We start from the raw sequence: 21751 nt of genomic DNA on the forward strand, positions 1-21751 counted from the left end.
CTTATGAGGATTCTTGTCACCGGCGGCGCCGGATTCATCGGGTCACAGTTCGTGCGGGCCCTGCTTCTGAACGAGCTCCCCTCGGGCGAGGGCGCACAGGTCACGGTTCTCGACAACCTGACCTACTCCGGCAACCAGGAGAACCTGGCCCCGGTCGCGGACAAGGCGGGCTACACGTTCGTCCACGGCGACATCCGGGAGTACGCCACGGTCGACGACGTGATGCGCGGCCAGGACGCGGTCGTGCACTTCGCGGCCGAGTCCCACGTGGACCGCTCGATCGCGGACTCCTCCCCGTTCGTCACGACGAACGTGCTGGGCACGCAGGTCCTGCTGGACGCCGCCAAGCGGCACGGCGTGGCCCGCTTCGTGCACGTCTCCACGGACGAGGTGTACGGCTCGATCAGCGAGGGCTCCTGGACCGAGGACTGGCCGCTGGCCCCGAACTCGCCGTACTCGGCGTCGAAGGCGGGCTCCGACCTGCTGGCCCTGTCCTACCACCGCACGCACGGCATGGACGTCGTCGTCACCCGGTGCTCGAACAACTACGGGCAGTACCACTTCCCGGAGAAGATGATCCCGCTGTTCACGACGAACCTGCTGGACGGCAAGAAGGTCCCGCTGTACGGCGAGGGCCTGAACATCCGGGACTGGCTGCACGTCTCCGACCACTGCCGGGGCATCGAGATGGTCCTGCGCGGCGGCCGGCCGGGTGAGGTCTACCACATCGGCGGCGGCACCGAGGTGACCAACAAGGAGCTGACCGGTCTCCTCCTGGACGCCTGCGGCGCGGGCTGGGACATGGTCGAGCACGTCGAGGACCGCAAGGGCCACGACCTGCGCTACTCCCTGTCGATCGAGAAGATCCGCACCGAGCTGGGCTACGAGCCGCTGGTGACCTTCGAGCAGGGTCTCGCCTCGACCGTCCAGTGGTACCGCGACAACCGCGCCTGGTGGGAGCCGCTCAAGGCGAAGGCGGCGCTTCCGGCATGACGCGCTGGCTGATCACCGGCGCGGGCGGGATGCTCGGCCGGGACCTCGTGGCCACGCTCCCCGGCGAGGTCACCGCGCCGACCCGCACGGAGCTGGACATCACCGACCCCGCGGCGGTCCGCGCGGCCGTCGAGGGTCACGACGTGGTGGTCAACGCCGCCGCGTGGACGGACGTGGACGGCGCCGAGACGGACGAGGCCGCCGCGACCCGCGTGAACGGCGAAGCCGTACGCGTCCTGGCCGAGGCGTGCGCGCCCGGCCGCACCAAGCTCATCCAGGTCTCCACCGACTACGTCTTCCCCGGCGACGCCGGCGAGCCCTACCGCCACGACTCCCCCACCGCCCCGCTGAACGCCTACGGGCGCGGGAAACTCGTGGGTGAGAATGCCGTGAAGATGCTGCTGCCGGATTCCGGATACATCGTGCGCACGGCGTGGCTGTACGGCGCCCACGGCCGCAATTTCGTCTCGACGATGCTGAAGCTCGCCGAGTCCCGGGACACGGTCGAGGTCGTGGACGACCAGCGCGGCCAGCCGACGTGGACGGTGGCGCTGGCCCGGCAGATCGCGGCGCTCGGCGAGAGCGACGCCCCGGCCGGCGTCTACCACGGCACCGCGTCCGGCACGGCGACCTGGTTCGACCTGGCGCGCGCCGCGTACGAGCTGTCGGGCCTGGACCCGGAGCGGGTGCGCCCGACGACGTCCGAGAAGTTCGTACGGCCGGCCCGCCGGCCCTCGTACAGCGTGCTGGCGCACGACCGATGGGCCGCGGCCGGTGTCGCCGTGCAGCCCGACTGGAAGGCGCAGCTCGCGGAGTACCTCGGGTGAGCCTCCTCGACCGCATCACCACCGCCCTGCCGTCCGGCACGGCGCTCGTCGGGGCGGGGACGGCGCTGCTCGGCATAGCGAGCTACGTGCATCTCGCGGCGGCCGGGCACACGCTCGACGTCGACGACATGGCGAGCTTCTCCGTGCTGTGGACGGTCGTGTCGTCGATCGGGCTCGGCCTGTTCTTCCCGGTGGAGCAGGAGATCACCCGGCTCGTGGCGTCCCGTGTCGTGCACGGCGACGGCGTGGCCCCGGTGCTGCGGCGCGGCGCCGCGCTGTCGCTGGGGCTGCTGGCCCTGGTGCTGGTGCCGCTCGGGGTGTTCTCGGCGAAGGTCGCGGACGTCCTCTTCCACGGCGACGAGGCCCTGGTCCTCGCCCTGGGCGGCGCGTTCGCGGCCCTCGCCATCGCGTACGTCACCCGCGGCGTCCTGGCGGGCCTGGGCCGCTTCCAGGCGTACGGCACGCAGCTCGGCCTGGACGGCGCGTTCAGGATCGTGCTGCCGGGGATCCTCGCGGTGGCCGGCGTGAAGTCGGTGTTCGCGTTCGCGGCCGTCCTGACGGTCGCCCCGCTGCTCGCCGTGCTGCTGACGATCAAGCCGGTGCTGAGCGGCAGCCACCACGGCACCCCGGCGCACTGGCGGGACCTGATCGAACACCTGGGCCTGCTGGTCGGCTCGACGCTGCTGGCGCAGCTCCTCGTGAACATCGCGGTGATCAGCACGAAGCTGATCTCGACGAACGACGACGCGCTGGTCGCGGCGCTGCTGTCGGCGCTGGTGGTGGCCCGGGTCCCGCTGTTCGTGTTCGGGGCGTTCCAGGTGTCGCTGCTGGCGGGGCTCTCCTCGGCGGCGGCCGAGCAGGACTGGGCGGGCTACCGGCGGCTCCTGCTGCGGGCGGCGACGGTCACCGGCGGCCTCGGGGTCGCGGGCGGGATCGGCGCGACCGCGCTGGGCCCGGCGCTGCTGCCGGCGCTGTTCGGGGCGCCGGACGTGCTGACGGGCGTCGACTTCGCGTGGCTGTCGCTGGGGACGACCCTGTACATGCTGGCGATGGTGCTCGGCCAGGCCCTGCTGACGAGCGGGGGCGCGCGCAAGCAGCTGCTGGCGTGGGTGGTCGGCACGGCGGTGCTGCTGGCGGTCACGTTCAGCTCGCTGGAGCTGCGGACGCGGGTGGAGGTGGCGTACGCGGCGGGGTCTTTCGCCGTCGTCGCCTTCATGACACTCGTTGTTCGAGCTCGTGTAGGCTACCGTTCGCCGCACTGACGAGAGTGACCATCTTCCCCTCACTCTGGGTAGTCACCGTGACGGACAGTGGATCACAGTCCGACGGCCCCCTTTCTGTGGCCGTCCACCTTTTCGGAAGAGTAGACAGGCCCTCTAGCCATGCAACTGTGGATGCTGACCTCGGTCACCGGCGTCTTCCTGGTGCTCTGCATCGTGGAACTCCTGCGCCGCCGCAAGCTCAAGGAGAAGTACGCGTTCCTGTGGGTGTTCACCGGCATGGTGATCATCCCGCTCGGCTTCTTCCCCTCAGGCCTTGACTGGGTGGCGCGCAACGTCGGGGTCCGCTCGGGTGTGAGCCTCATCCTCTTCCTCAGCGTCGCCTTCCTCTTCATCGTCTGCCTCCAGCTCAGCTGGGAGGTCGGGCACCTCGAAGAAGAGGGGCGCACGCTCTCCGAGGAAGTCGCGCTGCTGCGCATCGACGTCCAGGAACTGCGTCAACAACTGTCCGAGGGCGAGACGACCGTCGCCTCGGGGGACTCGGGGAGGCTCAAGTGATCGACGGCAAGCGCGTCCTGATCATCATGCCCGCGTGGAACGAATCCGAGGGCGTCGCCGACGTCGTCAAGGAGGTCTACGCGACGCTGCCGGGTGTCGACATCCTGGTGGTCGACGACGGCTCGGGCGACGAGACCGCGAAGGTCGCGGGCGCGGCCGGGGCGACGGTCATGAAGCTGCCGTACAACCTCGGCGTGGGCGGCGCGATGCGCGCCGGCTACAAGTTCGCGCACGACCGCGGCTACGACGTCGCCATCCAGGTCGACGCGGACGGCCAGCACGACCCGCGCAACGTGCCCGAGCTGATCGCGCGCCTGGACGCGGGCGCCGACCTCGTGATGGGCGCCCGGTTCGCGGGGACCGGCGAGTACGAGGCGCGCGGGCCGCGCCGCTGGGCGATGCTCGTCCTCGCGTTCTGGCTGTCGCGGATGGCCCGCACCAAGCTGACCGACGTCACCTCGGGCTTCAGGGCCTGCGGCCCCGACCTGATCGACGCGTTCGCGCGCTGGTACCCCGTGGAGTACCTGGGCGACACCGTCGAGTCGACGATCGCCGTGGTGCGCGCCGGGTACAAGGTCGAGCAGGTGCCGGTCGCGATGCGGGCGCGCACGACCGGTACGCCGAGCCAGTCGCCGTGGAAGGCGACGATGTACCTGGGCCGGATCGGGATGATCCTGCTGCTGGCCTTCAGCCGCCGCTCGGCGCTGGGTCCGGCGCGCAAGCGGTCCCAGCAGAAGGCACGGGAGAAGCAGGCCTCGTGACCATCGACATCATGCTGCCGCACTACGGCGACACCGCCCTGATGCAGGCGGCCGTGCAGAGCGTGCTGGACCAGACCGACCGGGACTGGCGGCTGACGGTCGTCGACGACGGCCGCGAGCCGGACGTCCCCGAGTGGTTCGCCTCCCTCGGCGACGAGCGGGTGCGCTACCTGCGCAACGAGGTCAACCTCGGTATCACCCGCAACTTCCAGAAGTGCGTGGACCTCGTCGAGGCCACCCACTTCACGATGCTCGGCAGCGACGACCTGATGATGCCGACGTACGTCGAGACGCTGCGCGCGGCGATCGAGGCCGAGCCCGGCGCCGCGATCTACCAGCCGGGCGTCGAGGTCATCGACGAGCACGGCAAGCCGGTGACGACGCTCGGCGACGAGGTGAAGCGGCGCCTGTACGCGCCGAAGACCAGCGACGGCAAGCGCCTGGTGCTGTCCGGCGAGCCGCTGGCGGCGAACCTGCTGGGCGGGAACTGGCTGTACTTCCCGTCGATCTGCTGGCGCACGGACGCGGTCAAGGCGGTCGGGTTCCGCGAGGAGCTGTCCGTCATCCAGGACCTGGCGCTGATCATCGAGCTGATCCGGCGCGGCGAGTCCCTCGTCGTCGACCCGGCCCCGGCGTTCCGCTACCGCCGCCACTCGGCGTCCCTGTCCTCCGCGGAGGCGGCGACGGGGTCGCGGTTCGGGGAGGCGGTGCGGTTCTTCAACGAGGTCGCCGACGATCTGGACCGGCACGGCTGGCACAAGGCCGCCAAGGCGGCCCGCCGTCATCTGTCGATGCGGCTGCACGCGCTGACGATGCTGCCGGGCGCCCTGCGCCACCGGCGCTCGGACGCGGTGCGCCGGCTGCTGGGGTACGCGCTGACCCGGGCCGAGTGAACGGCCAAGGAACCGCAAAGAACCACCCGCTGTCCGGGGGTTCGTGGAACCCCACTCCGCCGAGCCCCCTCCTCCCGTCCGAGGCCCGTTCCTCCTCCGTCGCGAAAGCTACTGACCCCTTATGACTGCCACTGGCTCCGAAGACCGGTCCCCCCGTTTCAGCATCGTCGTGCCGGCGTACGGCGTGGAGGCGTACCTGCGCGACTGCCTCGACTCCGTGCTGGAGCAGGCGTACGGGGACTTCGAGGTCATCGCGGTCAATGACGCGTCGCCGGACTCGTGCGGCGAGATCATGTCCGAATACGCGGCGGCCGACTCGCGCGTGATCGCCGTCCAGCTCACCGAGAACGTCGGTCTCGGCCGGGCCCGCAACGCCGGGATGGAGCGGGCGCGGGGCGAGTACCTGATCTTCCTGGACAGCGACGACGTGATGCTGCCGGGCTCGCTCCAGGCGATCGCGGGCCGCCTGGAGGACACCGGCGACCCGGAGCTGCTGGTCTACGACTACGACCGTACGTACTGGGACGGGCGGGTCACGCCGAACGCGAAGCGCAAGGCGCTCACCGACGCCCCGGCGGGGTCCTTCTCCCTCGACGACCACCCGGTGCTCCTCGAACTGCTCCAGGTCGCCTGGAACAAGGCGTACCGGCGGGACTTCGTCGAGCGGTGGGGGTTCGTGTACCCGACCGGGTACTACGAGGACACCCCGTGGACGTACCCGGTGCTGGTCGCCGCCGAGTCGATCGCCGTGCTGGACCGGGTGTGCGTGCACTACCGGCAGCGCCGGCAGGGGTCGATCCTCTCCTCCGCGAGCCGTAAGCACTTCGAGGTGTTCGACCAGTACGACCTGGTCTTCGGGTTCCTCGCCGCGCACCCCGAGTTCGACCGCTGGCGCGGGCCGCTGTTCGAGCGGATGGCGTTCCACCTCGGAGTCATCGAGCGGATGCCGGGCCGGCTGCCCGCGGGCGCCCGCGCCGAGTTCCGGGGCCGGCGCCTGGAGGCCGAGCGCCGGCACCGCCCGGCGGGCCACCGGGACTCCGCGAAGAAGCCGGCCAAGTCGGGCGTACGGCGGGTCGCGAACCGGCTGCCGAACCGGCTGCGCAGGCCCGCGCGCAGTGCGTACCGGGCGGCGGCCAGGCTGAAGAAGCCGGTGCGGACGGCCGTCCTGATGACGTACTACCGGGCGCAGCGGATGCTGCCGGTGAAGAAGGACACGGCGGTGTTCGCCGCGTACTGGAACGCCGACTACGCCTGCAACCCGGCGGCGATCGACCAGAAGCTGCGGGAGCTGGCGCCGAACGTGAAGCCGACGTGGGTGCTGAAGCCGAGCCCGCGCAACCGGCCGCCGGCCGGGACGCCGACCGTGCACCCGGGGTCGTTCGGGTTCTGGCGGGCGATGGCGCGCTCGCAGTACTTCGTCAACAACGTCAACTTCCCGACGAAGGTCGTCAAGCGGCGCGGCCAGGTCTTCGTGCAGACCCACCACGGCACGCCGCTCAAGCGGATGGGTGTCGACCAGGTCGAATACCCGCTGGGCGCCGCCGAGCTGGACATGCGGCTGCTGATGGACCGGGTCGACCGCTGGGACTACAGCGTCTCCTCCAACAGCTTCACCACCGCCGTCTGGGACCGCGCCTACCCCTCGACCTCGTACACGTCCCTCGACTACGGCTACCCGCGCAACGACGTCCTCGCGAACGCGACCGACGAGGACCGCGCGAAGGCCCGCGCCAAGCTGGGTCTTGAGCCGGACGAGAAGGTCGTCCTGTACGCGCCGACCCACCGCGACTACCAGTCGACGCCGCAGCCCCTGCTGGACGTCGAGCACTTCGCGCACAGCATCGGCGCCGGGTTCACGGTCCTGGTGCGCGCCCACTACTTCAACCTCGACACCTCGCACGGCGGCAGCGAGGGCGTCATCGATGTCAGCGGCCACCCGAGCGTCGAGGAGCTGTACCTCGCCGCGGACTGCCTCCTCACGGACTACTCGTCCCTGATGTTCGACTACGCGCTCCTCGACCGGCCCATCGTCCTGTACGCCAACGACTGGGACGTCTACCGCGCCACCCGCGGCACCTACTTCGACATCCACTCGGTGTCCCCCGGACCGGTGGTCGCCACCCGCGACGACCTCATCGACGTCTTCCGCTCCGGCCGCTGGTCCGACGACAACTCCGCGAAGGCCCGCGGGGAGTTCCGGCGCCGGTTCTGCGAGTACGACGACGGGCGGGCGGCGGAGCGGGTCGTACGACGCGTCTTCCTGGGGCAGGAACCGGAGCCTCCCGTGCGAGGCTAAGAGCTACGTGTCCGGCTTGAAGCTGTTTCGCGATCGGTTTCCTGAGAAAGGCGCAGTACCCCGATGCCTCCCCGTCTGTCAGTTGTCGTTCCCGTCTACAACGTGGAACTGTTCCTCGACGAGTGCCTTCAGTCACTCACGGACCAGACGTTCACCGACTGGGAGGCCGTCGTCGTGGACGACGGCTCGACGGACGGCAGCCTCGCGATCGCCGAGCGGTGGGCCGCGAAGGACGACCGGATCAGAGTGGTCCCGCAGCGGAACCAGGGCCTCGGCCCGGCCCGCAACACCGGCGTCGCGCACCTCACCGACGGCACGGAGTTCATCGCGTTCGTCGACAGCGACGACATCGTCCTGCCGGACGCGTACGAGCGGTTCATCGCGAGCCTCGACAAGACGGGCTCCGATTTCGCCAGCGGGAACGTCAACCTGCTGAAGGCCGGCGAGATCCTCAACTCCCCGCTGCACCAGAAGCGGCTGCGCACCGACCGCGAGCGCACCCACATCAGCCGCGACAAGGACCTCGTCTACGACCGCACCGCCTGGAACAAGGTCTTCCGCCGCTCCTTCTGGGACAAGCACCACTTCGAGTTCCCCGGCATCCTCTACGAGGACGCCCCGGTGACCCTCCCCGCGCACTTCCTCGCCAAGGCGGTCGACGTGCTGGGCGAGCCGGTCTACCTGTGGCGCCAGCGCACCGGCGGCGCCCCCTCGATCACCCAGCGGCGCACCGAGCCCGTCAACGTCCGCGACCGCATCCGCTCCTGCGACTCGGTGAGCCGCTTCCTCGCCTCGCAGCCCGGCGAGAAGTACGCGGCGCACAAGCGCTGGTACGACGAGATCTTCATCACCGACGAACTCCCCCTGTTCATGGGCGTCCTGGACGAGGCGGGCGACGAGTTCCGCGAGCTGTTCATGACGGGCGCCGCCGACTTCCTGGGCCGCGTCGACCCGGCGGTCTTCCCCCGGCTGCCCGTCTCGCTGCGCCTGAAGTGCCACCTCATCCAGGAGCAGCGCCTGGACGAGCTGATGGACCTCCTCGCCTACGAGCGGGAGACCGGCCGCGCGGTCCCGGTGGTCCGGCAGGGCCTCAAGCACTTCGCCGACTACCCGGTGCTGTCCGGCAAGGGCGCGGTGCCGCGTTCGGTGCTGCGCGTCGACACGGACTTCTCGGCGCGCGCCCGCGCGGAGGAGATCGTCTGGGACTCCGGCAAGCTGCGCATCACCGGCCACGCCTACATCCGCAACCTGGCCGCCGAGCGCCCCCAGCCGACGGCGCTGCGCGTCCTGATGCTGCGCGAGAACGGCAGCCGGCGCACCGTCCTGGTCCGCCCGAACCGCGTCCAGGCGGCCCGTGCCACGCAGACGTCCGGGCAGTCGCTGCACAACTACGACTGGTCCGGGTTCTCCCTCGACCTCGACCCGCGCAAGTTCAAGGCGCGCGGCGGCTGGCGGGACGGCGTGTGGCGGCTGACCGTCGCCACCGTCCAGCAGGGCATCGTGCGCCGCACCCGCCTGAAGGCCGGCGAGAGCGGCAGCGCCGAGAGCCCCGTGCCGCACTGGGTCGAGCGGGACGTACGGGTCGTCCCGTTCGTCACCGACGACCACATCTACCTGCGCGTCGAGCGGGTCCGCGCCAAGCTCACCGGCCACCGGGCCGAGGGCGGCGTCCTGGAGCTGACCGGCACGCTGGGCCACGAGGCGGTCGGCGGCAAGCTCGGCCTGCGCCTCACGCACGGCTCGACGCAGGCGACGCTGGCCTACGACGTGGAGCGCGACGGCACGACGTTCACCGCGCGCGTCCCGCTCGCCGACCTCGCCGTCGACGGCCGCGACCTCGGCAACTGGGACCTCACCGACAAGTGGACCGCCGAGATGTCGGTGGACGGCCGCTTCCACCCCGTCGCCGTCACGCCACAGGAGGGCGGCCTCACCGGCCAGTACCCCGTCGCCGGCGAGCCCGTCTGGGGCGGGCGCACGGTGTCCGTCGCCGACGACGGCGTGGGCCGCCTCGCGCTGCGCACCCAGGCCGCGCAGCCCGCGATCACCGAACTGTCCGTGGACCCCGAGGGGCGCGTCACGCTCGCCGGGGCGCTGCCGGTGACGGTGGACGAGCCCGTCGAGATCGTCATGCGGCACAGCCGCCACTCCGAGGAGCACTCCGCCCCGGCGACCCTCGTCGACGGCGTCTTCCGCGCCGAGTTCCTGCCCGTCCCGGACAGCCTCAGCGAGGTCCCCCTGCGGCAGGGCCGCTGGTACCTGACGGCGCGCGCCGCCGAGAGCCGTACGGAGGTGCCGCTGCGGGTCGCCCCGGCCGCGCTCGGCGCGCTCCCGCTGCGGTTCGCCGTCCGCGGCCGGGACTACGCCCTCACCCACCGCTTCTTCGACCGCCTCCTCATCGAGGCGGCGCCCGACCTGCTGCCGGACGAGTTCGGCTGGTTCCGCCAGCGCGAGCTGCGCACGGGCGTGTACGCCGACGCGCGCACCGCGCCGCTGCGCGACACCGTGCTGTACGCGTCGTTCTCCGGCCGCCAGTACTCCGACTCGCCGCGCGCGGTGTACGAGGAACTCGTGCGCCGGGGCGACGAGCTGGAGCACATCTGGGTCGTCGAGGACAAGCGGGCGCAGATCCCCGAGGGCGTCAAGGTGATCCGCCGGTGGAGCCGCGACTGGTACGAGGCGCTGGGCCGCTCCCGGTACATCGTCACCAACACGCACCTGCCGCACTGGATCCGGCGCCGCGAGGGCCAGGTCATCGTGCAGACCTGGCACGGCACCCCCCTCAAGCGCATCGGCCACGACATCGACAGCGTCCAGTTCGCCGACCGCAAGTACCTCACCAAGGTCGCCGAGGAGACGCCCAGCTGGAGCTTCCTCGTCTCCCCGAACCGCTTCTCGACGCCGATCATGAAGCGGGCCTTCCAGTACGACGGGGAGATCCTGGAGTCGGGCTACCCGCGCAACGACATCCTGCTCGCGCCGAAGACCGAGGACCTCGCGCGCACGGTGCGGGAGCGGATCGGCCTGCCGGAGGGCAAGAAGGTCGTGCTGTACGCGCCGACCTGGCGCGACGACCAGTTCTACCGGGCCGGGAACTACAAGTTCGACCTGCGGGTCGACGTGAAGAAGGCCCGCGAGAAGCTCGGCGAGGACCACGTCCTGCTGGTGCGCAAGCACTCCAACATCGTCGACGCGGTCCCGGGCGCCGGGGACGGCTTCGTCTTCGACGTCTCCAGCTACCCGGACATCGCCGAGCTGTACCTGATCACGGACGTCCTGGTCACGGACTACTCGTCCCTGATGTTCGACTTCGCGAACACGGGCCGTCCGATGCTGTTCTTCACGTACGACCTCGAGTACTACCGCGACCAACTGCGGGGCTTCTACTTCGACTTCGAGCGGCAGGCCCCCGGCCCGCTGCTCCAGACATCCGACGACCTCATCGACGCGCTCGGCGACATCGAGCGCATCCACGCCTCCTACGCCGACGCGTACACCGAGTTCAAGAAGATGTTCTGCGACCTCGACGACGGCCACGCCGCCGAGCGGGTCATCACCCGGATGCTGGAGCTCGCGCACCCCGACCGACCTGCCACGGAGCGTTGAGAGTGCCCACAGTCTCCTCGATGAGGACCAGCCTGCAAGCACGCTGGGAGCGGATCCCGCCCAAGCGCCGCATGCCCCTCACGGTGTACGCCGTCACCCAGTTCGTCTTCCTGCTGTGGTGGGCGGCGTTCTATCCGGGCGGGATGAGCTACGACTCCATCTCGTACGTCTGGCACGTCACCACCAACCACTGGATGTCCAACCACTCGGTCGCGTACGACGCGCTGGTGTGGCTGTCCATCAAGCTCACCGGTGACCTGGCGCTGCTGACGTTCGGGCAGTCCGTCGGCATGGCCGCCGCGCTCGCCTATGTCGCCGTCACGCTGCGGCACTTCGGGGTCCCCGGCAAGTGGAGCGCGCTCGCGGCCATCGCCTGCGCGGTCCTGCCGTCCATCGGCACGTTCACCATCTTCGTGTGGAAGGACGTCCCGTTCGTCATCGGCGCGCTCCTCGCGTTCGGCGCGGCCGGGCGGCTCACCGTACGCCGGATGCGGGAGCGGCAGGCCGTGCACGACACGGTGTTCCGCAACCAGGTGATCGTGCTGTTCGCCGGGTTCCTGATGATGGGGCTGTTCCGCAACAACGGGCTCCTCGTCGCCGTCATCGCCTGCCCCGTGCTGCTGCTGGTGCTGCCGAAGATGCGCCGGGCGATACTCATCGCGACCGTCATCCCGGCGGTCATCTCGGCCGGGCTCCAGCTGGTCATCTACCCCGCGCTCGGCGTCAAGACGCCGACCAAGGACCAGGTGTACGCCCTCAACTACGCCGACATCGCCGTCGTGTACGGCAAGGCGCCCTGGACGTTCACCGCCGCCGACAAGAAGCTCATGGCCGAGGTCGCGCCGCTCTCCCACTGGAGCGGGCGCGCGGCGAACTGCTGGAACGCCGACTGGGCGATGCGCAAGCCGATGAACCGCGAGAAGGCCGCCGAGCTCAACACCGAGCTCCTCGACCTGTGGGGCCGCGTCCTCGAACGCACCCCGGACCAGATGATCGGCGCGCGCCTGTGCCGCTCGCAGATCGCCTGGGGCATCTTCCCCGGCCCCGCCTCGATGGACGGCAACACCCTCATCTCCGTCCCGTCGGTCCCCAAGAACCTCTACGGCTGGGCCGACTGGAACCCGGAGATGGCCAACAGCCCCTACCGGGACAAGCTGAAGATCCGCCCCCTCAGCGACACCCTCCACGACGCCGCGTACTTCACGTGGAAGGCCAGCAAGACCCCCCAGCTCCAGTGGATCCTCTTCCGGGGCGCGTTCTGGTGCTACGCCGCGTACGCCGTCTTCTACATCTTCTCCCGCCGCAACCGCTCCTGGGCCCCGGTCGGCATCCTCTCCATCCCCCTCGCCCTCCAGCTGACCGTGGTCGCCGCCAACCCGGCACCGCTGGCCCGCTACATGTTCGCCCCGATGTTCCTGGGCATCATGACGATCCCGCTCCTGGCGGCCCGGCCGAAGTGGGGCCGGGCAGCGGAGACGGCAACGGCGAAGCCGTCCGCTGAGGCTTCGCCGGAGCCGAAGACGACGAAGCAGAAGGAACCCGAGGCTTCACCGGAACCGGTCGCCTGAGGCTGTTCTGCAAGGGCCCGCCCACTTTCCCCACGGGGACGGTGGGCGGGCCCTTCTCCGGCTCAGAACAGGAGCAGCGCGGCCACGGGAACGACGACCATCTGCACGCCCCAGAAGACGGCCACGTGCCGACGGGGCATGGAGTTCGACTCCGCCGGAACGCCCCGGTGCCACGCCGCGTAGGAGTCGGCGAGCGCGTGCCGGGCGAAGAACATCGACAGCGCCAGCCCCATCATGCTGAGGGAGAAGACGAGCGCCATCTCGATGCCTTCGAGATAGATCATGAAGAAGTAGCTGACGAGCGAACCGCCCACCAAACGCGAGCCCGCCCCTCCCCGGTTCGGGGTGGGCGGGCTCTTCAGGTGCGCGGCGTCGGTCAGAAGGGCTCGAAGCCCTCGAACTCCTGGGACGCCTCGTCGCGTTCCGCCTGCTTGTCGCGGCGGCGCTGGGTCGCGGGGCGGGGGGCGTCGAAGCGGTGGTCCTCGCCGCGCCGGCCGAGCATCTCCGCGCCGGCCATGACCGTGGGCTCCCAGTCGAAGACGACCGCGTTGTCCTCGGGCCCGATGGCGACGCCGTCGCCGGAGCGGGCGCCCGCCTTGAGGAGTTCGTCCTCGACGCCGAGGCGGTTGAGGCGGTCGGCGAGGTAGCCGACGGCCTCGTCGTTGTTGAAGTCGGTCTGCCGGACCCAGCGTTCGGGCTTCTCGCCCCGGACGCGGAAGAGCCCGTCCTCCTCCTGGACGACGGTGAAGCCCGCGTCGTCCACGGCCTTGGGCCGGATCACGATCCGCGTCGCCTCCTCCTTCGGCTTCGCGGCCCGCGCCCTGCCCACCAACTCGGCCAGCGCGAAGGAGAGTTCCTTGAGGCCGAGGTGCGCGACCGCCGACACCTCGAAGACGCGGTACCCGCGCGCCTCCAGATCGGGCCGGACCATGTCCGCGAGGTCCTTGCCGTCGGGGATGTCGGTCTTGTTGAGGACGACGATGCGCGGACGGTCGCTCAGACCGCCGTACTGCCGCAGCTCCTCCTCGATGACGTCGAGGTCGGAGACCGGGTCGCGCTCGGACTCCAGCGTCGCCGTGTCGAGGACGTGCACGAGGACGCTGCACCGCTCGACGTGCCGCAGGAACTCCAGGCCGAGCCCCTTGCCCTGGCTGGCGCCGGGGATCAGCCCGGGGACGTCCGCGATGGTGTAGACGGTCGAACCGGCGGTCACCACACCGAGGTTGGGCACCAGGGTCGTGAACGGATAGTCGGCGATCTTCGGCTTCGCCGCCGACAGCACCGAGATCAGCGAGGACTTGCCCGCACTCGGGTACCCGACCAGCGCGACGTCCGCGACGGTCTTCAGCTCCAGGACGATGTCCCCGAGGTCCCCCGGCACACCCAGCAGCGCGAACCCGGGCGCCTTGCGGCGGGCCGACGCCAGAGCGGCGTTCCCGAGCCCGCCCCGGCCGCCCTGCGCGGCGACGTACGAGGTGCCGTGGCCGACGAGGTCCGCGAGGACGTTGCCCGCCTTGTCGAGGACGACCGTGCCGTCCGGGACCGGCAGGACCAGGTCCTGGCCGTCCTTGCCGGACCGGTTGCCGCCCTCGCCCGGCTTGCCGTTCGTCGCCTTGCGGTGCGGGGAGTGGTGGTATTCGAGGAGCGTCGTCACGGACTGGTCGACCGTGAGGATCACGTCGCCGCCGCGCCCGCCGTTGCCGCCGTCGGGCCCGCCGAGCGGCTTGAACTTCTCACGGTGGACGGAGGCACAGCCGTGACCTCCGTTACCCGCGGCGACATGCAGTTCGACGCGGTCCACGAAGGTGGTCATGGTCAGTGCCTCCAGATATCAGGGTGTTACCTATACCAACACGCGAAAGGCGGACCCGCCTTCCCGACCGGGAAGTGAGGTCCGCCTCGCGAAGCTTTCCGAATCAGCCTGTTCAGGCGACCGGAACGATGTTCACGACCTTACGGCCACGGAACGTACCGAACTCCACCGCACCGGGCTGGAGCGCGAACAGCGTGTCGTCGCCGCCACGACCCACACCCGAACCCGGGTGGAAGTGCGTGCCGCGCTGACGGACCAGGATCTCACCAGCGTTGACGACCTGACCGCCGAAGCGCTTCACGCCGAGCCGCTGGGCATTGGAGTCGCGACCGTTCCGGGTGGACGATGCGCCCTTCTTGTGTGCCATTGCTCAGTCCCTCTTTACTTCGCGGCCGTCGGGATGGACGTGACCTTGATCGCCGTGTACTGCTGACGGTGACCCTGGCGACGGCGGTAGCCGGTCTTGTTCTTGTAACGCAGGATGTCGATCTTCACACCCTTGTGGTGGTCCACGACCTCGGCCTGGACCTTGATGCCGGCCAGCACCCACGGGTCGCTGGTGACAGCCTCGCCGTCGACAACGAGCAGGGTCGAGAGCTCGACCGTGTCGCCAACCTTGGCAGTGGAAATCTTGTCAACCTCAACGATGTCGCCGACAGCAACCTTGTGCTGGCGACCACCGCTGCGCACGATGGCGTACACGCGGATCTCACTCTCTCGCTCGGAATCGGCACCCCCGCAGTCCAGCCGACCGGTCGCAAACACAGCCAGCCTCTCCCGACTACGAACCGCACCCGGAAGGAAGAAAGGTTTACGGGGATGTGGCGCACCCATTGACACGCCGACGCCCCAGGCTACGAGGTGTCCCCCGTACAGGTCAAACCGGGCTGGGGAAGGGTGAGGCGCCGGGGGCATTTTGTGAACAGGCGGCTGGACATCGCCCCTAAGGGGCGCGGGGAACTGCGCGACAAGCCACGAAGCACCCGCACCCGCCCCCCAACACAAAGCGGCACCCCCTACGAAGCACCACGCTCCGCAGGAAGTGCCACTCTGCCCAGCCCAGACCTCAGCTCTCGTCAGCCGCAGCCGACACCGACGGAGAAGCAGCCTGCTCAGCCGCAGCCGTCTTCTTGGCGGCAGCCTTCGTCGCCTTCTTCGCCGTCGTCTTCTTGGCGGCGGTCTTCTTCGCAGCCGTGGTCGTCTTCTTAGCCGCGGTCTTCTTAGCGGTAGCGGCCTTCTTCGCGGTCGCCTTCTTCGCCGTCTTCCGAGCCGCCGTCTTCTTCGCGGGAGCAGGCGCCTCCTCCTCGACAGCGACCGGCACGACCACGACAGCCGCCTCTTCGGAGGACGTAGGAGCAGCAACCTCCCGCACGGCCCGCCGACGCGGACGCGCAGGCGCGGCGACCGCCTCTTCGACAACCGGCGCCTCGACCACAGCCTCCGCCACCGGAGCCGCAGCCTCGACCACCGTCACGACAGCGGCCTCAGCCCCGGACGGCGACCCCGCAGGCGCGGACGCCTTCCGAGTAGCCCGCCGACGCGGACGCGCCTCGACAACCGGCGTCTCGACAACAGGCGTCTCGACAACAGGCGTCTCGACAACAGGCGTCTCGACCACCGTCTCCTCGACCACCGGCGTCTCCACAACAGCCGGCACCTCCGAAACCGGATCCTCGACAGCCACCGGATCAGCAGCGACCTCAGCAGCCGAAGCCACCTCACTCACCGCGTCCTTGCGAACCGCACCCCCGGGAGAGGAAACCCGCCGACTGGCCCGCCGACGCCCCCGCCCCCGAGTAGCCGCAGCCTCGGCCTCAGCCACGCTGCTGTACAGCTCCTCATCAGGCTCGAACTCAGGTGCAGGCAACGAGACGGGAGCAGCCACCTCAGCGGCAACCTCCTCCGCACTCTCCTCAACGGCGACCGGCGTCACATCCTCGACGACATGCTCGTGAGCGCCCTGCTCATCCCCACCCCGCCCCCGCTTCTTCCGCTTACCGCCCCCACCGGAGACGGACGGCTGGTCGAGGTGAACGATCACACCCCGCCCGTTGCAGTGCACGCACGTCTCGGAGAACGACTCCAGCAGCCCCTGCCCGACCCGCTTACGCGTCATCTGCACGAGCCCGAGCGACGTCACCTCGGCGACCTGGTGCTTCGTCCGGTCCCGGCCGAGGCACTCCAGCAGCCGCCGCAGCACCAGATCCCGGTTCGACTCCAGGACCATGTCGATGAAGTCGATGACGATGATCCCGCCGAGGTCCCGCAGCCGCAGCTGCCGGACGATCTCCTCGGCCGCCTCCAGGTTGTTGCGCGTGACGGTCTCTTCGAGGTTCCCGCCCTGCCCGGTGAACTTCCCGGTGTTGACGTCGACGACGACCATCGCCTCGGTCCGGTCGATGACCAGCGACCCACCGCTGGGCAGCCACACCTTCCGGTCGAGCGCCTTCGCGAGCTGCTCGTCGATCCGGTACGTCGCGAAGACATCGACCTCGGACGTCCACCGCGACAGCCGCCCGGCGAGGTCCGGCGCGACATGCGCGACGTACCCGTGGATCGTCTGCCAGGCCTCGTCACCGCTCACGACGACCTTGGAGAAGTCCTCGTTGAAGATGTCGCGGACGACGCGGACGGTCATGTCCGGCTCGCCGTACAGCAGCGCGGGAGCGTTGCCGGTCTTGGCCTTCTTCTTGATCTCTTCCCACTGCGCCTGGAGCCGCTCGACGTCACGGCGCAGCTCGTCCTCGCTGGCGCCCTCGGCGGCGGTGCGCACGATGACGCCCGCGTCCTCGGGGACGATCTTCTTGAGGATCGTCTTCAGGCGGGCCCGCTCGGTGTCGGGCAGCTTGCGGCTGATCCCGGTCATGGAGCCCTCGGGGACGTACACGAGGTAGCGCCCCGGCAGCGAGACCTGGCTGGTCAGGCGCGCGCCCTTGTGCCCGATCGGGTCCTTGGTGACCTGCACCAGCACGGACTGCCCGGACTTCAGCGCGGACTCGATGCGCCGGGGCCCGTTGGCCATGCCGAGCGCCTCGAAGTTGACCTCACCGGCGTACAGGACGGCGTTGCGCCCCTTGCCGATGTCGATGAACGCGGCCTCCATGGACGGCAGCACGTTCTGCACCTTGCCGAGGTACACGTTGCCGACGTACGAGGTCGACTGCTCCTTGTTGACGTAGTGCTCGACGAGCACCCCGTCCTCCAGGACACCGATCTGCGTGCGCTCGTGGCTCTGCCGGACGACCATGACGCGCTCGACGGCCTCACGGCGCGCGAGGAACTCCGCCTCGGTGATGATCGGAACCCGGCGACGCCCCTGCTCACGCCCCTCACGGCGGCGCTGCTTCTTCGCTTCGAGCCGCGTCGACCCCTTGATCGACTGCACCTCGTCGGACGGCTCGGCCTGCTTGCGCGGCTCGCGGACCTTCACGACGGTCCGCTCGGGGTCCCCGTCACCGTGCTCGGCCTCGGCCCCGGAGTCCCCGGCCCGACGACGCCTACGACGCCGGCGACGGCTCCCGGCGGTGGAGCCGGCCGCCGTGTCCTCGGCGTCCTCTTCCTCCTGCTCGGCGCTGTCCTCGGCATCCTGCTCGGCCTGCTCGGCGGCCAGTTCCTCGGCGTCGCCGGCCTCGTCCTCGGCGGCCTCGCCACGGCGACGGCGACGGCCACCGCGACGGCGGCGACGGCGCGACCCGGTCTCCTCGGCCTCGTCGTCGACGGAGTCCTCGGCGTCGGCGGCGTCGACAGCGTCGGCGTCGTCCTCCGGCTCCTCCTCGGCGACGGGCTCGGGCTCCACGACCGTCTCGACGACGTCCTCGGCGGGCGCGGCGGCACCCCGGCGACGGCGGCGGCGCCGCGAGCCCGCGGGCTCCTCGGCGGCCGGCTCGACGGGGGCGGCGACGGCCTCTTCCACGACCTCTTCGACGGCCTCGGGCTCCACCTCCGCCTCGGCGGCAGCGGCCTCGGCCGCCGCCCGCTCCGGCGTCTGGAACTGGAACTTCGGCTCGGTGAACACCGGCGCCTGGAACACGGCCACGGCGGGCCGGGAGGGGCGCTTCGGCGACTCGTCGGCGGCGGACGCGGGCTCGGAGAAGCCACCGGCGGCCTTGCTGACGACACGGCGACGCGAGCGGCGCGGGGAGGCGTCCTCGGCGGGCGCCTCGGCGGCGGGCGCGGCTGCCGCGGCCCGGCCGGCTCCGGCCCTGGTGGCACGGGCCTTCACGGAGGTCTCGGGGGCCTCGGCCTGCACGGCGGCCTCGGTCTTCGCGGCAGCCGGGGTCTCGGCGCTCGCGGGAGCCGGCGTCTCGGCGGCGGCCTCGTTCTCGGGCGCCCCGGCGGGCGAGGTCACCCGGCGCGTGACCCGGCGACGGCGGCGCGAGCCGGTGTCCTCGGCGACGGCCTCTTCGACGACCGGCGCTTCGGCTGCGGGGGCGGCGGGCGCTGCGGTGGCGGCCACCGGAGCCTCGACGGGCTCGGGCGCCCCGGCAGGCGCGGACGCCCGACGGGTCGCCCGGCGGCGGGTGCGCGGAGCCGGAGCCTCTTCAGCGGCCTCTTCCACAGCGACGGCCTCTGCCTCGGCTTCCTCGGCGGCGGCCTCGACAGGCGCCGTCTCGACGACGGCGGCGGTCTCGGCGGGTGCCGTCTCGGCGGGCGCGGTCACGACCGCCTCTTCGGCGGCCTGCGGAGCCCCCGCCGGCGCGGACGCCCGACGGGTCGCCCGGCGGCGCGTACGCGGAGCGGTCTCAACCGGCGCGTCGGCCGCCCGCTCCTCGGCTGCCGCGGCCTGCGCGGGCGCGGTCTCGGCCGGTGCTTCGGCGCGTACGGCCTCGTCGGCCTGTATGGCCGAGCTGTTCTCGGCACCTCCCTCGGCACCGGCGGGCGGGCCCGCCGGGCGGGACGCGGCACGGCGCCGACGACGCGGCGGCAGGGTGTCGCTGGGAGTGTTCTGTTCGGAACCCTCGATGGGGTCGGTCGGTTCGAGCATGCGGGCGTTTCTCCCGTCGGGCTCCCGGGCGCCGCGCCTGGTCCGGCGCCGGCCATGAGGGCCGGTCACCGCTGACGTCCGCGGGGTACGCGAGTCGCGTTCACCGCCGCCGGGGCGCGGGCGCCGCACGGGAGCTTTCCGTGTCCTGTCTCGCCGGTTCCGTACGCCGTGTTGCGTACGGCCTGGCGAAAGTCTTGTGGTCGGTGCGCTGCCCGACCCAGGTGGCTCCCGAGTACGAGGGCGGCGCTACGACGTCCGTCCTTCGCGGGACCTTCCCCCTGCCTACGCCTTCGCGGCGGCAGCCGGTTCGGCCGTTGAGAGGGCCTGAGCTGCCTCGCGGTCGGGCGCGAGCGGGTCGGTCACCGTGCCGGTCTCTTCATCGAGCAGCCCCTGCGCCAGCCTGGTCACCGCTGCGGGGACCGGCGGCGCCAGGTCGGCCACGGCGCGGAGACCGGACAGGACGTCGTCGGGTCGAACGGCAGGCGTCACGTGCCGAACAACCAGCCGCAGTATCGCACAGGGCTGGTCCGTCGGCCTATCAGCCAATTCACTCTGTGTTGTTTCCAGGTGTACGACAGCGGCGCGCGCGTCGAAATTCCTGACGCCGTTCTTCGTGGCCCGCTGGACCTCGACGGCCTCGGCGGCGTTGAACGCGGCCACGGCCTTCTCGGCGTCGCTCTGCTCCACGCCGGCCAGCCGCAGCTCCCACACGGAAGCCGTCAGCCGGTCCGCGAGCCCCGAGGTCCTGGCCTCGACCGCGTCGGTGATGTCGAGGCCGTCGGGCAGCGACTCGTCGAGCAGTGCCCTCAGCCGCTGCGGGTCCCGCGCCGCCGTGAGCGCGATCTCCAGGTACTCCGCCTCGCTGCCCGTGCCGGTGGGTGCGGCATTGGCGTACGACACCTTCGGGTGCGGCGTGAACCCGGCCGAGTACGCCATCGGCACCTCGGCCCGGCGCAGCGCCCGCTCGAAGGCGCGCTGGAAGTCACGGTGGCTGGTGAACCGAAGGCGACCGCGCTTGGTGTACCGCAGTCGGATGCGCTGCACCGCGGGCGCGGGCGGCGGTCCTTCGGGCTGTCGCTTACCCAGTTTGGCTCAGTCCTTAGTGAGAGCTGTCGTACTTCTACCCAGAGTACGTCCCTCGCCGCCCCCAGGTTCCCGCCGAGCGACCGCTTCCCTCTCAGGGGGTGCCCCGAACAGCGTCCTGCGCAGGTCGGCGCGGGTCTGGCGGACCGTCTCGCGCGCGGAGGCGAGGACCTGCCGGGTGACGCGGCCCACACTGCGCGCGGCTTCGGCGGCGGGCCGCAGGACGGCGTCCCGTACGACGTGGCCGACGGGAGTCAGCACCGTCGTATAGACCCACCGCACGGGCTCCACGAACACCCACCGGAACACGCCGACGAGGAACCGCCACACGGCGAGCGAGACCCATCCGGCGATCCGCCACGCATGCCCGAGCGCGTCCCCCACCTCCCGCGCGACCACTCCGAGCACCCGCCCCACCGGCGCGAGCACCCAGCGCCACAGCGCGACCAGCGGCAGCACGAGCAGGACGCGGACCGTCCAGTAGAGGGCGAGCCACACGCCCGTACCCAGCAGGACGACCCCCCGCCACACGCCGGCGGCGACGAACGCGATCCCCCGCCACGCTCCTCGCGCACACCACGCGATCCCTCTGCCGACCGGCGCGAGGACCCATGCGTACAGCCATCCGGCAGGCACGACGACCAGACACCGCGTCAGCCACGCGACTCCGGCGCCGAGCGCGGCGATCCCCGTACCGATGCCGCGCAGCACCCACATCGCCCCGCGTCCGACGGGCGCCAGCACCCACACGACGCCGTGTCCGAACGCGACCAGCACGTTCCGGTAGAGCCAGAGAGCGGGCACCACGACAAGCACCCGCCCGAGCCACCCCAGCCCCGTCCCCACCGGCACCACGACGTACCGCCAGAGCCCCACCACCGGCCAGACGAACACTGCCTTCCCCGCCCACGCCAGCCCCCGCCCCACGGGCCGCAGCACGGAATCCCTCAGCACCCGCCCCACCACGACGAGCCCGTCCCACACCACCCGCACCGGCACGACCAGCACCAACACCACGATCCGCACCGGAATCCGGATCGCGACGACTAGACACCCCTCGGCATCCCGCCGAGCCCCCTGCGACTGTCCGCGCTTCTCCAGATCCATAACGGCATAGACGCTACGCCAGCCCACAAGGATGCGGCCAAA

Annotated in this window: 16 protein-coding genes; 9 read left to right on the forward strand and 7 right to left on the reverse strand. The window is 70.9% G+C overall.

Annotation, left to right across the window (positions count from 1 at the left end; all coding sequences use genetic code 11):
- The first annotated feature begins 3 nt into the window (after nt 1–3).
- The 9 genes from rfbB to PV682_RS29725 all read left to right on the forward strand — a co-directional run bounded on the left by rfbB (nt 4) and on the right by PV682_RS29725 (nt 12722).
- Nucleotides 4–993, forward strand: coding sequence for a dTDP-glucose 4,6-dehydratase (gene rfbB, locus PV682_RS29685; RefSeq protein ID WP_055721477.1), 990 nt, complete (start codon nt 4–6; stop codon nt 991–993).
- Complete coding sequence (rfbD, locus tag PV682_RS29690; protein ID WP_319734869.1) at nt 990–1820, forward strand: dTDP-4-dehydrorhamnose reductase; 831 nt, start codon at nt 990–992, stop codon at nt 1818–1820. The genes rfbB and rfbD overlap by 4 nt, the downstream gene beginning before the upstream one ends.
- The gene (locus PV682_RS29695) at nt 1817–3082 is read left to right on the forward strand and encodes a polysaccharide biosynthesis protein (protein ID WP_319734870.1); all 1266 of its coding nucleotides are present in this window, start codon (nt 1817–1819) and stop codon (nt 3080–3082) included. Before rfbD ends, PV682_RS29695 begins: the two co-directional genes overlap by 4 nt.
- A gap of 120 nt (nt 3083–3202) precedes the next feature.
- Nucleotides 3203–3598: a DUF2304 domain-containing protein gene (locus tag PV682_RS29700; RefSeq protein ID WP_055721480.1), complete on the forward strand. Its 396-nt coding sequence runs from the start codon at nt 3203–3205 to the stop codon at nt 3596–3598.
- Complete coding sequence (locus PV682_RS29705) at nt 3595–4359, forward strand: glycosyltransferase family 2 protein (protein WP_055721481.1); 765 nt, start codon at nt 3595–3597, stop codon at nt 4357–4359. Before PV682_RS29700 ends, PV682_RS29705 begins: the two co-directional genes overlap by 4 nt.
- Nucleotides 4356–5252, forward strand: coding sequence for a glycosyltransferase family 2 protein (locus PV682_RS29710; protein ID WP_319734871.1), 897 nt, complete (start codon nt 4356–4358; stop codon nt 5250–5252). The genes PV682_RS29705 and PV682_RS29710 overlap by 4 nt, the downstream gene beginning before the upstream one ends.
- Before the next feature lie 121 nt (nt 5253–5373).
- Nucleotides 5374–7548, forward strand: a complete 2175-nt coding sequence (locus PV682_RS29715; protein WP_319734872.1) for a bifunctional glycosyltransferase/CDP-glycerol:glycerophosphate glycerophosphotransferase — start codon at nt 5374–5376, stop codon at nt 7546–7548.
- 63 nt (nt 7549–7611) lie between these two features.
- Nucleotides 7612–11154 (forward strand): bifunctional glycosyltransferase/CDP-glycerol:glycerophosphate glycerophosphotransferase, encoded by a 3543-nt coding sequence (locus tag PV682_RS29720; protein WP_319734873.1) that lies wholly within the window; start codon nt 7612–7614, stop codon nt 11152–11154.
- Nucleotides 11155–11174: 20 nt separating this feature from the next.
- Nucleotides 11175–12722: a DUF6020 family protein gene (locus PV682_RS29725; protein WP_319734874.1), complete on the forward strand. Its 1548-nt coding sequence runs from the start codon at nt 11175–11177 to the stop codon at nt 12720–12722.
- Nucleotides 12723–12784: 62 nt separating this feature from the next.
- On the opposite strand, the gene PV682_RS29730 is transcribed toward PV682_RS29725, so the two are convergent.
- The 7 genes from PV682_RS29730 to PV682_RS29760 all read right to left on the reverse strand — a co-directional run bounded on the left by PV682_RS29730 (nt 12785) and on the right by PV682_RS29760 (nt 21709).
- Nucleotides 12785–13036: a hypothetical protein gene (locus PV682_RS29730; RefSeq protein ID WP_319734875.1), complete on the reverse strand. Its 252-nt coding sequence runs from the start codon at nt 13034–13036 to the stop codon at nt 12785–12787.
- A 62-nt stretch (nt 13037–13098) separates the two neighbouring features.
- Nucleotides 13099–14535: a GTPase ObgE gene (gene obgE, locus PV682_RS29735; RefSeq protein WP_109362247.1), complete on the reverse strand. Its 1437-nt coding sequence runs from the start codon at nt 14533–14535 to the stop codon at nt 13099–13101.
- 112 nt (nt 14536–14647) lie between these two features.
- On the reverse strand, nt 14648–14902 hold the full coding sequence (gene rpmA / locus PV682_RS29740) for a 50S ribosomal protein L27 (RefSeq protein ID WP_040253648.1): 255 nt from the start codon (nt 14900–14902) through the stop codon (nt 14648–14650).
- Between the two features lie 14 nt (nt 14903–14916).
- Nucleotides 14917–15237, reverse strand: coding sequence for a 50S ribosomal protein L21 (rplU, locus tag PV682_RS29745; protein WP_055721489.1), 321 nt, complete (start codon nt 15235–15237; stop codon nt 14917–14919).
- A 364-nt stretch (nt 15238–15601) separates the two neighbouring features.
- Nucleotides 15602–19519: an Rne/Rng family ribonuclease gene (locus tag PV682_RS29750; RefSeq protein WP_319734876.1), complete on the reverse strand. Its 3918-nt coding sequence runs from the start codon at nt 19517–19519 to the stop codon at nt 15602–15604.
- Between the two features lie 282 nt (nt 19520–19801).
- Nucleotides 19802–20563: a TIGR03936 family radical SAM-associated protein gene (locus PV682_RS29755; protein WP_319734877.1), complete on the reverse strand. Its 762-nt coding sequence runs from the start codon at nt 20561–20563 to the stop codon at nt 19802–19804.
- A 48-nt stretch (nt 20564–20611) separates the two neighbouring features.
- Nucleotides 20612–21709: a hypothetical protein gene (locus PV682_RS29760; protein WP_319734878.1), complete on the reverse strand. Its 1098-nt coding sequence runs from the start codon at nt 21707–21709 to the stop codon at nt 20612–20614.
- Nucleotides 21710–21751: the final 42 nt, after the last annotated feature.

It is taken from the genome of Streptomyces niveiscabiei (genome assembly GCF_033794345.1).
GTDB lineage: Bacteria > Actinomycetota > Actinomycetes > Streptomycetales > Streptomycetaceae > Streptomyces > Streptomyces niveiscabiei.

Excerpts from the sequence above, each read along its gene's own strand:
- rfbB (WP_055721477.1), top strand. The coding sequence starts at position 4 with ATGAGGATTCTTGTCACCGGCGGCGCCGGATTCATCGGGTCACAGTTC.
- rfbD (WP_319734869.1), top strand. The coding sequence starts at position 990 with ATGACGCGCTGGCTGATCACCGGCGCGGGCGGGATGCTCGGCCGGGAC.
- PV682_RS29700 (WP_055721480.1), top strand. The coding sequence starts at position 3,203 with ATGCAACTGTGGATGCTGACCTCGGTCACCGGCGTCTTCCTGGTGCTC.
- PV682_RS29715 (WP_319734872.1), top strand. The coding sequence starts at position 5,374 with ATGACTGCCACTGGCTCCGAAGACCGGTCCCCCCGTTTCAGCATCGTC.
- PV682_RS29720 (WP_319734873.1), top strand. The coding sequence starts at position 7,612 with ATGCCTCCCCGTCTGTCAGTTGTCGTTCCCGTCTACAACGTGGAACTG.
- PV682_RS29725 (WP_319734874.1), top strand. The coding sequence starts at position 11,175 with ATGAGGACCAGCCTGCAAGCACGCTGGGAGCGGATCCCGCCCAAGCGC.
- obgE (WP_109362247.1), bottom strand. The coding sequence starts at position 14,535 with ATGACCACCTTCGTGGACCGCGTCGAACTGCATGTCGCCGCGGGTAAC.
- rpmA (WP_040253648.1), bottom strand. The coding sequence starts at position 14,902 with ATGGCACACAAGAAGGGCGCATCGTCCACCCGGAACGGTCGCGACTCC.
- PV682_RS29750 (WP_319734876.1), bottom strand. The coding sequence starts at position 19,519 with ATGCTCGAACCGACCGACCCCATCGAGGGTTCCGAACAGAACACTCCC.
- PV682_RS29760 (WP_319734878.1), bottom strand. The coding sequence starts at position 21,709 with ATGGATCTGGAGAAGCGCGGACAGTCGCAGGGGGCTCGGCGGGATGCC.